General features: G+C 43.2%; 10 protein-coding genes. 5 read left to right on the top strand and 5 right to left on the bottom strand.

The window, feature by feature from the left end; translation table 11 throughout:
- Positions 1–2: 2 nt before the first annotated feature.
- Entirely contained in the window at positions 3–2,531 is a 2,529-nt protein-coding gene (locus C7H79_RS00860) for a glycosyltransferase family protein (protein WP_106705407.1), read from the top strand.
- 110 nt (positions 2,532–2,641) lie between these two features.
- Here C7H79_RS00860 and mgtE read toward each other — a convergent pair whose 3' ends face one another.
- The 5 genes from mgtE to C7H79_RS00835 form a co-directional block, all read right to left on the bottom strand.
- Complete coding sequence (gene mgtE / locus C7H79_RS00855; RefSeq protein WP_106705406.1) at positions 2,642–4,084, bottom strand: magnesium transporter; 1,443 nt, start codon at positions 4,082–4,084, stop codon at positions 2,642–2,644.
- A gap of 193 nt (positions 4,085–4,277) precedes the next feature.
- A complete protein-coding gene (gene aroE / locus C7H79_RS00850) occupies positions 4,278–5,096 on the bottom strand; it encodes a shikimate dehydrogenase (RefSeq protein ID WP_106705405.1) in 819 nt (272 codons plus the stop codon).
- A gap of 60 nt (positions 5,097–5,156) precedes the next feature.
- On the bottom strand, positions 5,157–6,002 hold the full coding sequence (locus C7H79_RS00845; RefSeq protein WP_106705404.1) for an energy transducer TonB: 846 nt from the start codon (positions 6,000–6,002) through the stop codon (positions 5,157–5,159).
- 194 nt (positions 6,003–6,196) lie between these two features.
- The gene (locus C7H79_RS00840; protein ID WP_106705403.1) at positions 6,197–8,059 is read right to left on the bottom strand and encodes a ribonuclease catalytic domain-containing protein; all 1,863 of its coding nucleotides are present in this window, start codon (positions 8,057–8,059) and stop codon (positions 6,197–6,199) included.
- A 295-nt stretch (positions 8,060–8,354) separates the two neighbouring features.
- A complete protein-coding gene (locus tag C7H79_RS00835) occupies positions 8,355–8,846 on the bottom strand; it encodes a DciA family protein (RefSeq protein ID WP_106705402.1) in 492 nt (163 codons plus the stop codon).
- 33 nt (positions 8,847–8,879) lie between these two features.
- On the opposite strand from C7H79_RS00835, the gene C7H79_RS00830 reads away from it, so the two are divergent.
- From C7H79_RS00830 to C7H79_RS00815, 4 genes are all read left to right on the top strand, one after another.
- On the top strand, positions 8,880–9,803 hold the full coding sequence (locus C7H79_RS00830; RefSeq protein WP_106705401.1) for a M23 family metallopeptidase: 924 nt from the start codon (positions 8,880–8,882) through the stop codon (positions 9,801–9,803).
- 233 nt (positions 9,804–10,036) lie between these two features.
- Positions 10,037–12,769, top strand: a complete 2,733-nt coding sequence (gene secA / locus C7H79_RS00825) for a preprotein translocase subunit SecA (RefSeq protein WP_106705400.1) — start codon at positions 10,037–10,039, stop codon at positions 12,767–12,769.
- Positions 12,770–12,987: 218 nt separating this feature from the next.
- Entirely contained in the window at positions 12,988–13,605 is a 618-nt protein-coding gene (petA, locus tag C7H79_RS00820; RefSeq protein WP_172592317.1) for a ubiquinol-cytochrome c reductase iron-sulfur subunit, read from the top strand.
- The gene (locus C7H79_RS00815) at positions 13,605–14,846 is read left to right on the top strand and encodes a cytochrome b (protein WP_106705399.1); all 1,242 of its coding nucleotides are present in this window, start codon (positions 13,605–13,607) and stop codon (positions 14,844–14,846) included. Before petA ends, C7H79_RS00815 begins: the two co-directional genes overlap by 1 nt.

The following is a 14,846-nucleotide window of genomic DNA, read 5'->3' as shown; positions in this document are numbered from 1 at the left end:
TAATGGCCCACCTTCAACAACAGGAATTTTGTGAATCCATCAAGGCGCGTTTTCCGCAATTCTTTACGGGTGTAATGGTTTTAGATATTGGTTCGCTCGATATCAACGGAAATAATCAGTATTTATTCGATGTCGAAAGTCTTTATCTGGGCATTGACGTAGCCCAGGGCCGTAATGTGGATGTTATATCTGCAGCACATTTACTGGCTTTGCCCGATGCAACATTTGACATCATTGTCTCGACCGAGTGTCTCGAGCACGATCGACATTGGATGCAAACATTGAATAATGCGGTTCGCATGCTGCGTCCTGGCGGGGTAATGCTTATCACTTGTGCGACAACAGGTCGGGCCGAGCACGGTACGCGTCGCACCACACCTGGCGATGCCCCGCTTTTAGCCAGCGTCGACGAGGAGTGGGCGGATTACTATTGCAACTTGGATGAAAATGACATTCGAGCGGCGATCGATATACCCGGTACATTTCAGTTTTCCGAGTTTTCTATAGGTGTGGAAACTCACGATCTGTATTTCTTCGGTATTAAGCACGGTGTGTTTGAAAGACGCCTAAATAGATCTCCGCAGTTAAGGCAGTCCGTTTTGCTAAATAAACTTAATGATCTAGATCAAGCGGTAATTGAACGCGATAAGCAGATTGTAGAATTTAGCCAAGTAGTCACAGAGCGTGACAGACAAATAGCCGAGCTTAATCAAATATTAACTGAACGTGATAGGCAAGTAGACGAGCTTAATCAGGTAGTCTCTGAACATGATCGGTTACTTACTGTCTTGTACCAATCGAAGTCATGGCGTGCTACACATCCTCTGCGCGTATTCATGACGCAGGTAGGTCGCATTCATGCTTTCACACGACGAGCTCGTGCAGCTTTTCGTTATGTCGCTCGGGGTGATTTCAAAGGTTTGTACAGTCGTCTTAGATCGATTCAGGTGGAGCAGGCTTTGCAAAATTATGCTGTGACGGGACCTCCGCTTCGCTGGGGCATTATTACCACGCCTCATACTTTATTTGTCGCGCATCTAATCGCTTCGCGACTTCGCTCGCATGGATGGGAAGTTGATATCCTGACGAGCGCACCCCGTCGATTCCCACACGATATGTATATTGTGATTTGCTCCCAGATGTTTAAAAAGCTACCGCCGGGGGAAAAGCGTATTGTCTATCAAATGGAGCAATCGGTCAGTTCGCGCTGGTTTACTGATAATTACATCAATATCTTAAATAGTTCACTGGCCGTACTGGAATACGCTTTGGTTAACCTGGAGTTCTTGGCAAACAAGCAAGTGGTTTATCCTCATGTGCATTATTTGCCCGTGGGAGCCGATCCAGATTATATGGGTCACGTCTCATCGACAGATAAAAACTGCGATGTGCTGTTTTATGGTGATTCGAACAGCTCGCCGCGTCGACGCAAAATGCTTGATGCTCTGCAGAGAAATTTTAATGTGCATATCAGTCGTGAGCTTTTTGGTCATGACATGATTAATGTGATCCGTCGTGCACGAATCGTCATTAATTTACACTATTACGAAAATGCATTGCTGGAAATGCCACGTATTCAGGAGTGTCTTTCTTTGGGCATTCCCGTGGTGTCCGAATCTGCTCAAGACCTGACTGACTATCCAGAAATCTTCGATGCCGTGATTTTTTTTGAACCAGGTAATGAACAAGCTATGCTTGATGCGGTTCGAAGTGCATTAATGCAGCCTGTTGCACCAGAAATAGTGCGTCAGGCTGCTGTCCGTAGTTCAGAACGATTTGTATTTATGCTTGATCGATTTTTGGTTGCTATGGGTTTTTTGTCGATCGACAAACTGGCTGATAATATATTGCCATTGCCGCATGATGTCTCTCGCATCGCCTTATCAATGCCAGAGGCAATTTTTCGCCGCCGAGTATTTGAAGCCAATCGACCTCAATATTGTGCTGTATTTGATGGCGTGCGATTGCGCCCGGGTTGGGTGGGTTGTGGTTTGTCGTATGCAAATCTAGCGCGTCATGCGATACAGCATGAAATTAAGCGCCTGACTATTCTCGAAGATGATGTTCTCTTGCCGGATAAATTTGAGGAAAAAATGAACATTGTGCAGAGCTATCTGGATACAAAACATGATCAATGGGACGTGTTTTCCGGAGTGATAGCTGTATTACATGAGAAAGCAAAAATTCTCCATGTTGAAACCTTTCAAGGCATGTGTTTTGTGACGCTCGACAAAATGACAAGTATGGTTTGCAATATTTACAATGAAAAGGCATTACACAATTTAATGGCATGGAATCCACATCATATCGATGATCAAGCCAATACTATTGACAAGTATTTGGAAAAGCAGGCTAATCTTCGCGTGATAGTAACCTTGCCTTTTCTTGTTGGCCATCGAGAAGAGGTTCATTCTACTTTGTGGGGTTTTCAAAACACTCAGTATTCTGGTTTGATTACCGCAAGCGAGCTTTTGCTACAAAAGAAGGTTCAAGAATACCTTAGCAGAAGCGCGGGAGAGAGAGAGGAGTAATGAAAGGCGCATTGGCTGCTTGCGAAGAATGTATCTGTAATGGTTGAAAAATCATTTTTCTGACTCTAGTTGATTTAGCACTAGTGCGTTAGTCCAGAATATGGCTTAGCTTATAGCAAGAAGAAGGTTGCCAAACCTAGAAAAATGAAGAATCCACCGCTGTCTGTTACTGCGGTGATCATTACGCTGGAACCCAAAGCCGGGTCGCGGCCAAATTTGCGCAGGGTTAATGGTATTATTACGCCTAATAACGCGGCCAGCAGCAAATTGAGCGTCATGGCCAGAGTCATCACCAGACCCAGTTCGGCATTTTGGTAAATGGCGAAGGTGAACAAGCCGACAACAGTGCCCCAAAGCAGTCCATTGACAATGCTGACTCCCACTTCCTTGGTGATTAATTTCCAGGCGCTGCTGGTGTCGATCTGGTCCAGTGCCAGTGCGCGTACTATCATGGTGATGGTTTGGTTGCCTGAATTGCCACCAATGCCCGCGATGATCGGCATGAGCGCGGCGAGGGCGACCAGTTTTTCGATCGAGTCCTCAAATAAACCGATTACCCGTGACGCAATAAAGGCAGTGACCAGATTGATTGCCAGCCAACCCCAACGGTTCTTGACGCTTTTCAGCACCGGCGCAAAAAGATCTTCCTCTTCACTTAAACCCGCTAAGTTCAGCGCTTCGTTTTCTGCCGTTTCACGAATATAGTCGATCACTGCATTAACTGTGACGCGACCCAGTAGTTTGTTGTTATCGTCCACTACCGAAGCGGAAACCAGGTCATAACGCTCAAACGCATTGGCAGCTTGTTGCGCGATAGCATTCGGGCGTAGTTTAATCATTTCCTTGGTCATCACTTCGGCAACCAGGGTGTCCGGATCGCTGACCAATAACCGATTGATCAATAGGACACCTTTCAATTGTTCATCGCGGTCGACAATGAACAGCTGATCGGTATGATCCGGCAGTTCCTCCAGTCGGCGTAAATAGCGCAACACAACTTCCAGTCGAACATCTTCACGGATCGTGATGACATCAAAATCCATGAGTGCGCCAACGGAATCTTCCGGATATGACATGGCTGCGCGCAGTTGTTCGCGTTCTTCAATCGGTAATGAGCTAAAAACATTGTCCATTACTTCTTGCGGCAGGTCGGGAGCAAGATCCGCAATTTCATCGGCATCCAGGTATTCCGTGGCGGCAACCAATTCATGATTGCCCATGTCGGTAATCAACGTGGCGCGAACGGCATCGGAGGTTTCCAGTAATACTTCACCGTCTCGGTCAGTTTTAATCAGACTCCAGATCAGAAGACGATCTTCAAGCGGCAGTGCTTCCAGGATGTGAGCGATATCAGCAGGATGAAGTTGATCCAAAAATACCTGGAGTTCAGTTAGATTTTGTTGTTGGACTGCGGATTCGTTGAGCGATGGGTCGTCTGTGTTTTCTTGCAAATTAACCAAGCCTTCGACCAATTTATATTTGCGTAACAGATAAATGATCTGTTGCAATGGAGTCGGTGAGTCTTCCTGATCGATGTTATTTGTTTCGGTCATAGTGGGTTTATGCTAGCAAGATAGTCTTTTTATTGAGAATAAATTCAGACAGTTTATACGCCGGGCAGTTTGTAATTTGATTGCTGAAGAGTATAAACCGCGTTGCAACATCAACACTAATAAATTGTTGATCGATGTTGAGATTAATTAACTTGTTTTGATGAAATTACAACTGAAGCGATAAGCTTGATTTTTACGCTTGTGATTTCAGCATTGTAATGACTGGTTTTGTCTGCGGGTTGATGCCACGCCAGAAAAAGAAAGACTCAGCGGCTTGTTCAACGAGCATACCGGTACCATCAGCCCATTGTTGAACGCCGTTTTGTTGAGCGAACTTAAGGAAGCGGGTGGGCTCCTGACTGTACATCATATCGTAAGCAAGGATGGCATGGGAAAAAATTTCGGCAGGTATTTGTGGCAATGCATCGTGCAGGCTGGCGGAAGTGGCGTTGATAATAATGTCGAACTTGTCATCCGGGAAATCCATAAAATCAACGGCCACGATATCACCATGCGGAATAAATTGTTGTTGTAATGCTTCGGCTTTGTGGAGTGTGCGGTTTGCAATAGTTAATAATGCGGGTTGTCGTTGTAGCAGTGGCAGGATAACGCCTCTTGAAGCGCCACCTGCACCAAGCAATAGTATGCGCTTTGCTGCGATAGCGATGCCTAGATTTGATTCGATGTCGCGTACGAGTCCAATACCGTCGGTGTTATCACCCAGAATTTCATCGTTTTCGAATTTAAGCGTGTTAACAGCCTGCGCGGTTCTCGCTCGTTCCGTCAAGTGAGTTGATAGCTGATAAGCCTCCAGTTTGAAGGGAACGGTGACGTTTAATCCTTTGCCGCCTTGTTGACGGAAATTTTCTACAACGCTTATGAAACCCTCGAGCGGAGCCAGGCGTGCATCGTATTGTATGGATTGGTTTGTTTGTTGTGCAAAGATTGTATGGATCAACGGCGATTTACTATGTGCAACGGGATTGCCAATTACAGCATACAAATCGAGCATAGATAAAAAACTCTTTATTTAAATTTGAGGAAAAAGATCAATTCCTGCTTCAATGCAAAATTATTGACTCAGTAGTGTATCTGATGATGCAAATACCCAAGTCCGGGTAATATGCAAAATATCCGTGTCTTGACTAATATCTGGCGGAAAAGGAGCAAATCCATTCTGCCCAGCTAATTTTACGATATTAATGGCAGCCTCATCGAGAACTTTTTTTCCAGAGGAGCGGTTGACTTCAATTGACTCCAAACTGCCGTCTGCGCGAATACCAACCGTGAGTTGCAAGTTGCCATATAGCTTTTCTTTTCTAGCTGCTTCCGGGTAATTCAAATTGCCGATGCGCTCAACTTTTAAACGCCAATCCTCAACATAGCGTGCAAAGCGATATTCTCTGGTACGTGCACCGACAAATTTTCGCTTTGGGCGTTTCTGATAGCTATCGTGATCTTGATCCACCTGCGCTCTAAGGCGAGCAATATCAAGGCTGCGCAGTAACAATTCAGTAGCATCAACATCAGAGGTGTTAGGTGTGCTTTCATCCTCATTTTCATTGTCTGCTATGCTGGTAGGCTCCTGGATTTGTGGTATATCGCTTACAGCAGCCATTAATTTCTTAGCTTCCTGTTCCAATTGCTTCACTTTCTGTTCCACTATTTTTTCTTTGAGGATTGGTTTACTTTTTGGTAGAACTGGGAGGGGTGTTTTTGCCTTGCGATCATCATCCGTGTTGCCACCGCCGTCCAGATTATCCTGCGCAAGTAATTTGCTTTCTTTAGGTTGGCTTAGTGTTTTATTGTTAACCAATACAACTTCTAGGGAGGATGCAATTTTATCAGTTTTGGGTTGTGGAAACTGAAAAGTCACTCCAAACAATATAATGGCATGCAACAGCAGTGAAGCAACCATCGCAACAAAGAGACGATTGCTTTGCAAGAATGGGTAATGGCCCAGTGCTACGGGCGAGGATCCGAGGGTTTGGAAAATCAGAGCCAAAGGGTCAAACCTTGAAAGTAAAGTCTAAGATCTCTAGAGATTGCGGTATTCTAGGCAACAACTTCTTGCTTGTTACAGGGTCCATTTGAATGTCCTATATGTGGATCTCATGCATCTTGTTTTTGCAAGAATTCTGCATGTAAAGTTCGCTCCAGTAAATCTATTTCGGATATTCTAAGTTTGGCGCAAGTGTTTGGCGCCATCTCCGGCAATGAAGGAACCCGTGTGATGAAAGGAATATGATCAAATTTTACTAAATTTTCTCTTATGACCTGTGCATTGATGGTTTGAATATTTTCCTGTTGCAGCCAGCGTAAGCACCAGTAACGTTCCATTGCGCGTTGAAATTCCCCATAAATGCCATATGCCATTTCAAAATCTCGCATTGCGATTAAAAGGCTGTCGCTATCTTTGGCGTAAGGCGGCGGTTGATTACGTAACATAGCAATGATTTGACGTTGGTTGATCAGATCCACATAGCGCCTCATGGGAGAACTGCTCCAGGCATATTGCGATACTCCGAGTCCTTGGTGAGGAGCGGGCGAAGTGCTCATTTTCACCTTGCCATTTGCCTGACTGCGAAATATCCCGGTAATGCCCGCATCAGTTAGTTGCTTGCCCCATTCCGTGTTGACATAAATCATCAACTCAGACACTACCTTATCAATAGGAGATCCGCGTCTGCGCTCGGAAATTGTGACATGGTTATTTTTGATTTCAAAGCTGTAATCAATCTTGTCGTTATTAATATCGTTGGCTTTGCCGCGTTGAGCCTCCATTTTGCAGACGAATTTCCATAGCAGATTTAATTCCCGGTTAAACGCATGTTCAAAATCACCTTTGTTTAATGCGCTTTCATTAAAGTGCTGTTCCAATTCATTGTGACGCAAGTTTGCGGCAATTTTTATATTCTCGATCCGACTTTCAGTTTTTGTGATGGTAAAATCATCAGAAACATCCAAGTATAGCGAAAGCGCCGGACATAGTTTGTTTTCTGCAAGTGTAAAGTGACTGATGACGGCTTCCGGCAGCATAGTGACTTTGTTTCCAGGCAAATAAACTGTCGATAAACGTGTTGCAGCAGTTTTATCAAGCAGAGAGTCAGGATCGATTCCTAGCGCAGGCGCGGCAATATGTATGCCAATGCGAAAACTTCCCAATGTCAGGGGTGTCACAGAGAATGCATCGTCAATCTCAGTTGTTGAGGCATCGTCTATGCTAAATGCTGTCACCTCTGCAGAGGGTAAATCGATCAACTTGTTGAGTACTGACTGTGGAACAAATTCTGATTCATTAAAACCGATTCCTGCAGGAAAATGTTCCCAGATGAATTGATTGAAATGATAATCGTGTGAACATGGAATCGCACCGCATCTTTCCATCAGTTTTACAGTAGTCAGCTTATGTTCGATGGAGACAGTTTCGAGCGCTTTCCATTCAATGGAATTTTTATCTGGCTTGTAGAGCAAATGAGAGAGGAGTGGTTTAAATTCCTCGGGTAGAATGAACTGATTAAGTAGTTCAACGTAGCGAGCTTGCTGTTCTGCCTGCAGACGCTTTCTTTCCTGACTGGCTAGAGCTGCTTTGAGTGCATTGGGTGGTGCTGCTTTGTAGCGTCCTGAACCTTTCTTGTAAAAATACATCGGAGCATTTTGAAGTAGCATCAATGTCGCAGCAGCTTCAACTGGACTGGGTGAGTGTCCAAAGTAATCGGCAGCAAGCGCACTGCTGGTAAACTCTACTTCCTGAGTGCAGCATTCCCACAAAAAATTCGGATCCATTTCTTCAGTAACTTTCTGAACATGGTGCATGAATTCAGATAAAGGTGGTGCATCGAATTTAAATAACACGGAAGCGGCCTTAATCTTTGAACGCTTACCATGAATAGCCTCTATTTGTAACGAGGTGTTGTTGTCAGTCAGTATGGTTCCTATCTTGAAGGTTCCAGCTTCTTCATAAAAAACATTCATAGGGTTTTTATACGGCAAGCCGGGTAATTAGAATAAGCTGACGCATTGCTTTGAGAGTAAATCATCATCGGAAAATATAGGTTTCAACATACAACTGGAGCAGATTGTTTTGTCATGTATAAACCTGGTCAATATCTGCATTATATACGAGTCAGTTACAGAAAATAAAAATGAAGTAGACAATTGTCGGCAAGAATAGTGCCAATTTCACTAGGACGGTTGCTGAATCGATTGATTGGTAAACAGGTTGCATCAGAATGAGGAGTCTCGACCTATGAGGAGAGATTTCTTTACTTTACTGCTCTGATGAATTGGGATCAGTTGAATCGTTCTGATGTTGATTCACAAATAATTGAATGGTGTTTTTGAGTTCTGAGTCTGGCATCGTTGCGGCAAGTTGAGCTAAACATGTTTTGGCTGTCGAGCTTAATTTCAATTTTTTATTACTATGTCCTTGCTTTTTAAATGGTCTTGGATTTTTTGCTGAGTTATGTGCTTGCACCAATATTTGAAATGAAGTAACTTCCCAACCTCGCTGCTGTAGTTTAAGTAGCAACGATGGTGAAATTTGCTTGAGTTTTGAAGCAACAGCGCCATTTTCTACCAGGACAGTCAACTTGCCGTCCGAAATTCGACCCAGACGGCAATATTGCGTTAACTGTTCTGGGATGAATTTAAGGAACGTTGATTGAGCTTCATGTAATTGTCGAGCCGATGAAAACAAGCTTGCGTACTCAGGTGTTTTTTCCAGAAGATCGAGATATGAATCAACTTTATGAGGGCGCATGGTTATTTAAGAAATATCCTGTGAAAATAAAGCATGAATATTATTTTTATTTCCAATAATACGGAACGAACGCGTAAGCTGAATCTTACAAGATCAAGTATTGTATTACTATTTGGCATTTTTTTTGTCATGGTTATGATAGTGGCTTTGGGATTGAATTTTTTTTCGCTACGTTACGCTGACAAAATAGACGCGCCGCTATTAAGAGCAGTTTTGGTAAATCCGCAAGAGGAAAGACATCAAAAGATTCAAACCCATCTACAAGATAATCTCAATATTATGGCCAGTAAACTTGGGCATATGCAAGCACAATTAATTCGTCTGGATGCACTGGGCGAGCGTTTGGCGGAATCCTCTGGAATCAAATCACGCGACTTTTTGTTTAAAGAAACACCAGGACAAGGTGGGGCAAGAAGTGAACGTGATCTTTCAACTGAGGAGTTAACTTTTGGGGAGTTTGACGATATGCTTCATGATCTGTCCAGTATGCTTGATGAAAGAGCTGATAAGCTCGGTGCACTCGATTCGTTGTTGCGCTATGGCAGAATAACCAAATTTGTTTTGCCTTCTGAGATGCCGGTTGAAACAGATTGGTATTCTTCTGGCTATGGTTATCGAATTGATCCATTTACAGGAAAGAGAGCATTTCATGAAGGCGTCGATTTTGCCGCAGAAACGGGCACGCCGATAAAAGCTGCGGCAAGTGGAGTGGTGATCTATTCGGATCGTCATCCTGAATATGGTAATATGGTTGAGATTGATCATGGCGATGATTTAGTGAGTCGATATGCGCATGCATCGAAACGTATGGTAAAGCTTGGGGAAGTTGTATTGCAAGGGCAGAAAATAGCTGAAGTTGGCAGTACGGGGCGTTCTACCGGTCCGCATTTGCATTTTGAGATTCGACACAAAAATAAGCCGCAGAATCCAGCCAAATTTCTGAATAAGTCGAGTTAAATTGAGATTTAATAGACTGTTAAAAAATGTTATTGTGACAGTCAATACGAGATAATGACGGGCGTAAGAGCGCTTTATATTTGATAATAGAGCGCTCTGAGCCCGTTTTTAACGCCAGCTCAGATAGCTTAACAGTAGCCAGTTTAATTCTTCAGGTATTTGCCGGATGGGTGAGAAGTTTTCCTTTGTTTTTTAAACAGATTGTTCAAACACGGAACCATTAGAGACGACTTATGTTAGGTAATCTACTCAAGAAAATTTTCGGTAGTCGCAACGACCGGATGATCAAACAGTATTCTCAGATCGTGCGTGCTATTAATGAAATGGAATCGGCTATAGCAGAATTATCAGATACTGAGCTGCGTGCTCAGACGGATAAATTCAAGCAACGCATTCAAAATGGTGAAGAATTGAATGATCTACTTCCGGAGGCATTCGCAGTAGTGCGTGAAACCGGCAAGCGGGTGCTGCAAATGCGTCATTTTGATGTGCAGCTTATCGGCGGGATGGTGTTAAACGAAGGTAATATTGCAGAGATGCGCACTGGTGAGGGTAAAACTCTGATGGCAACTCTGCCGGCATACCTGAATGCCTTATCAGGTAATGGTGTGCACGTTGTTACGGTGAATGATTATCTGGCAAAACGTGATGCCGATTGGATGGGAAAAATATATCAGTTTCTCGGATTGAACGTCGGTGTTATTTATGGACAGATGTCACATAGTGATAAACAGGCAGCGTATGCTGCCGATATCACCTATGGCACCAATAATGAATATGGGTTTGATTATTTGCGCGACAATATGGTGGCGCACACAAATGAACGCGTGCAACGCGTACTTAATTTTGCGATCGTAGATGAAGTAGATTCAATCCTGATTGACGAAGCACGCACGCCATTAATCATTTCAGGGCAGGCGGAAGGTGACACAGAAATCTATGTGCGTATCAATGCACTGATTCCTAAACTTGTGCGTCAAGAAGCGGAAGACAGTCCAGGTGATTATAGTGTTGATGAGAAATCTCATCAGGTCACACTGAGTGAATCTGGTTTTGAACACGCTGAAAAATTATTAGCATCCGCTGGATTACTTAAATCCGGAACCAGTCTTTATGATCCTGCTAATATCAACTTGATCCATCATGTAAATGCAGGTTTGCGTGCCCATAATTTATATTTGCTGGATCAAAATTATGTTGTGCAAAATGGTGAAGTGGTTATCGTTGATGAGTTTACCGGACGCTTGATGTCTGGTCGCCGTTGGTCCGATGGATTGCATCAAGCAGTAGAAGCCAAAGAAGGGGTTGTGATTCAAAAAGAGAATCAGACACTCGCTTCAATTACCTTTCAGAATTATTTTCGTATGTATCAGAAGCTATCCGGTATGACTGGAACGGCCGACACGGAAGCAGCCGAATTTCAACAAATCTATGGGTTGGAGACAGTTATCATTCCGACGCATAAGCCAATGATTCGTGATGATCGGATGGATCTGGTGTTTCGAACTGCGAAAGAGAAAAATGAAGCCATCATACATGAAATCAAAGAATGCTATGAGCAAGGACAACCGGTCCTGGTGGGTACGACATCCATTGAAAGTAATGAATTGTTATCCAGACTGCTGGAGCGAGAAAAGTTGCCGCATCAAGTCCTGAATGCAAAACAACATGCGAGTGAAGCGAATATCGTTGTTCAAGCTGGGCGTCCTAAAATGGTTACGATTGCTACCAATATGGCAGGTCGTGGAACTGATATTGTACTGGGAGGGAATCCAGAGCCGGAAATTGAGCGTATACGACATGATGAAAAATTAAGTGAGGACGCCAAACTAAAGCAAATCAATGAAGTTTATGAGAAATGGAAGGTAACTCATGAAGAAGTTTTGAGAAAAGGAGGATTGCATATCATCGGTACCGAGCGGCATGAGTCGCGTAGGGTGGATAATCAATTGCGCGGACGATCGGGCAGACAGGGTGACCCAGGTTCCAGTCGTTTTTTTCTATCGCTGGAAGACCCACTGCTTCGCATATTTGCCTCAGATCGTGTCGCAAATATCATGACGCGTCTTAATATGCCCGAAGGAGAGGCTATCGAGCATCCCTGGGTTACACGCGCAATTGAGAATGCGCAACGCAAAGTCGAAGCACGAAATTTTGATATGCGTAAGCAATTACTGGAATACGATGATGTTGCAAATGATCAGCGGCAAGTGATTTATCAGCAACGCAATGAATTATTAGAGGCGGAAAAGAATATTTCGGAGACTATCTCAGCAATTCGTGAAAACGTTTTAAGCGATTTAATCAGTGTGTATATTCCCCCCCAGAGCGTGGAAGAACAATGGGATGTAGCCGGTCTTGAGAAAGCACTTGCAACAGATTTTCAGCTACACTTTCCAGTAAAAGAATGGCTTGAGCAACAGCCTGATTTGCATGAAGAAAACCTGAGTCAACGGATCATTGAGCTAACCAATGAAAAATACCAGGAGAAAGTTGATGCGGTTGGTGCTGAAATTATGCATCACTATGAGCGTGTTGTTATGTTGCAAATATTAGATTCTCATTGGCGAGAGCATTTGGCGGCATTGGATCAATTACGTCAAGGTATACATCTGCGCGGTTATGCACAAAAGAATCCGAAACAAGAATATAAACGAGAAGCTTTTGGTCTATTTACCAATTTGCTTGAAGAAGTCAAAACTGAAGTAACAAAGATATTACTGACGGTTCAAATAAAAAGTGAACAACAGGTGGAGGCGGTCACCGAGACAATGCGATCGCCAGAGAATGTGCAATATCGTCATGATAATTATGGTGGGATGTCAGATGAGGAATCGAACCGAAGCGGAGTTCAAGAAGAAAAGAATCAACCCTTCGTACGCAATAACGATAAAATAGGACGAAATCAACCATGTCCTTGTGGTTCTGGAAAAAAATATAAGCAATGTCACGGAAAAGTTAAGTAAATAGATTATAAATAATACACTTACAATTTTCTTTACTTGATTTGTCGTCAATACAATCTGCACTGAGTTTCTATAATCCTTAAAACGATTGTGGTATACTGCGCGCTTTTGTGGCAAGCATTAGCGAATAAACTAGTCTAAGTTGTGGGAATCAGATAAGAATTGCCTTTTTGTTGATAGGCTTACGTAAAAAATTACTGATGGAATGATTGAACATTATGATGGCAGATAGTTTCAGCATGGATGAGAAGATGAGCGGCAGAAGAAAGTTTCTAGTCGCTGCAACTTCTGTGGCTGGTGGTGTTGCGGGCGCTGCGATAGCAACTCCTTTTTTGTTAAGTATGATGCCGAGTGAACGTGCTAAAGCAGCAGGCGCGCCGGTAGAGGTAAATATATCAAAGCTTGAACCTGGTATGCTCTTAATGGTTGAGTGGCGGGGAAGGGTTGTGTGGGTGCTGAATCGTACGCCAGAAATGCTGGAATCGCTGGTAAAAATAGAAGAGGAAGATGTTCTGGCAGATCCGAATTCAGAGAAGAATCAACAGCCGGAATATGCGAAAAATCACACACGATCAATTAAACCTGAAATATTTGTTACCGAAGGCGTTTGTACACATTTGGGTTGCTCTCCCGTATTCAGAAAAGATATTGCACCTGCAGATCTGGGGCCTGATTGGCTGGGTGGTTTTTTCTGTCCGTGCCATGGCTCAAAATTTGATTTGGCGGGCCGCGTTTATAAACATGTCCCGGCTCCAACGAATTTGGTTGTGCCTCCTCATGTATATTTGGACGATAGCCGTCTTTTAATTGGATCTGAAAGCGAGGGATCTGCGTAATGAGTAATTTATTTAACTCCATGATCGAATGGATTGATAAACGTTTTCCATTGACATCTACCTGGAAAGCACATCTTTCCGAATATTATGCCCCAAAGAACTTTAATTTCTGGTATTTCTTTGGCTCATTAGCCTTGCTGGTTTTGGTTAATCAACTGATTACCGGTATTTTTCTGACTATGAATTATAAACCGGATGCTAATCAGGCTTTTGCATCGGTAGAATATATTATGCGCGATGTGGATTACGGCTGGCTAATTCGATACATGCATTCTACTGGTGCATCGATGTTCTTTGTCGTAGTTTATCTTCATATGTTTCGCGGAATGCTGTATGGGTCATATCGAAAACCGCGGGAGCTCCTGTGGTTAGTGGGTATGTGTTTGTTCTTTGTGCTGATGGCTTTAGCTTTTACTGGATATATTTTGCCATGGGGACAAATGTCTTACTGGGGCGCGCAAGTAATTGTCAGCATGTTTGGAGCCATTCCGGCAATCGGGGATACGCTTCAACAATGGCTTCTGGGTGATTTCACTCTTTCAGACGCAGCGCTGAATCGCTTTTTTGCTTATCATGTCGTGACGTTACCATTGGTGTTGTTGGTATTGGTATTTGTGCACATTCTTGCTTTGCATGAAACTGGATCAAATAACCCAGATGGAATTGAAATAAAAGAAAATAAAAATCCATCAACTGGGATTCCTGTTGACGGTATACCATTCCATCCTTATTACACGGTTAAGGATATAGTAGGTGTTGTAGTATTCTTGATTGTGTTTTGCGGGATTATTTTCTTCGCTCCTGAAATGGGTGGGTATTTCTTAGAATATAACAATTTCATACCAGCCAATACGCTACAAACACCTGACCACATTGCGCCCGTTTGGTATTTCACGCCTTATTACTCAATGCTTCGAGCTGTTACAGTCAACTTCCTGGGAGTGGACGCGAAATTATGGGGTGTAATATTGATGGCGGGATCAGTTGTGATTTTTTGTTTTTTGCCGTGGCTGGATAGAAGTCCTGTTAAATCGGTACGCTATAAAGGACCTTATTTCAAAATTGCCCTAACACTATTTGTTATTAGCTTTTTCGTATTGGGCTGGTTGGGAACGAAATCACCAACTCCTATGTATACTTTCTTAGCGCAAATCTTTACCGTGATATATTTTGCATTCTTTATTTTGATGCCATGGTATAGCAAGATTGATAAAACCAAACCTGAGCCAAAAAGACTATAA

The sequence above is a fragment of the Nitrosomonas supralitoralis genome, from assembly GCF_003011925.2.
GTDB classification, from domain to species: domain Bacteria; phylum Pseudomonadota; class Gammaproteobacteria; order Burkholderiales; family Nitrosomonadaceae; genus Nitrosomonas; species Nitrosomonas supralitoralis.
This window is presented reverse-complemented; position numbering and strand designations above follow the sequence as displayed.

Coding starts and splice junctions, on each gene's coding strand:
- aroE (WP_106705405.1), bottom strand. CDS start 5,096: ATGCTCGATTTGTATGCTGTAATTGGCAATCCCGTTGCACATAGTAAA.
- secA (WP_106705400.1), top strand. CDS start 10,037: ATGTTAGGTAATCTACTCAAGAAAATTTTCGGTAGTCGCAACGACCGG.
- C7H79_RS00830 (WP_106705401.1), top strand. CDS start 8,880: ATGAATATTATTTTTATTTCCAATAATACGGAACGAACGCGTAAGCTG.
- C7H79_RS00860 (WP_106705407.1), top strand. CDS start 3: ATGGCCCACCTTCAACAACAGGAATTTTGTGAATCCATCAAGGCGCGT.
- petA (WP_172592317.1), top strand. CDS start 12,988: ATGATGGCAGATAGTTTCAGCATGGATGAGAAGATGAGCGGCAGAAGA.
- C7H79_RS00815 (WP_106705399.1), top strand. CDS start 13,605: ATGAGTAATTTATTTAACTCCATGATCGAATGGATTGATAAACGTTTT.
- C7H79_RS00845 (WP_106705404.1), bottom strand. CDS start 6,002: ATGGTTGCTTCACTGCTGTTGCATGCCATTATATTGTTTGGAGTGACT.
- C7H79_RS00835 (WP_106705402.1), bottom strand. CDS start 8,846: ATGCGCCCTCATAAAGTTGATTCATATCTCGATCTTCTGGAAAAAACA.
- mgtE (WP_106705406.1), bottom strand. CDS start 4,084: ATGACCGAAACAAATAACATCGATCAGGAAGACTCACCGACTCCATTG.
- C7H79_RS00840 (WP_106705403.1), bottom strand. CDS start 8,059: ATGAATGTTTTTTATGAAGAAGCTGGAACCTTCAAGATAGGAACCATA.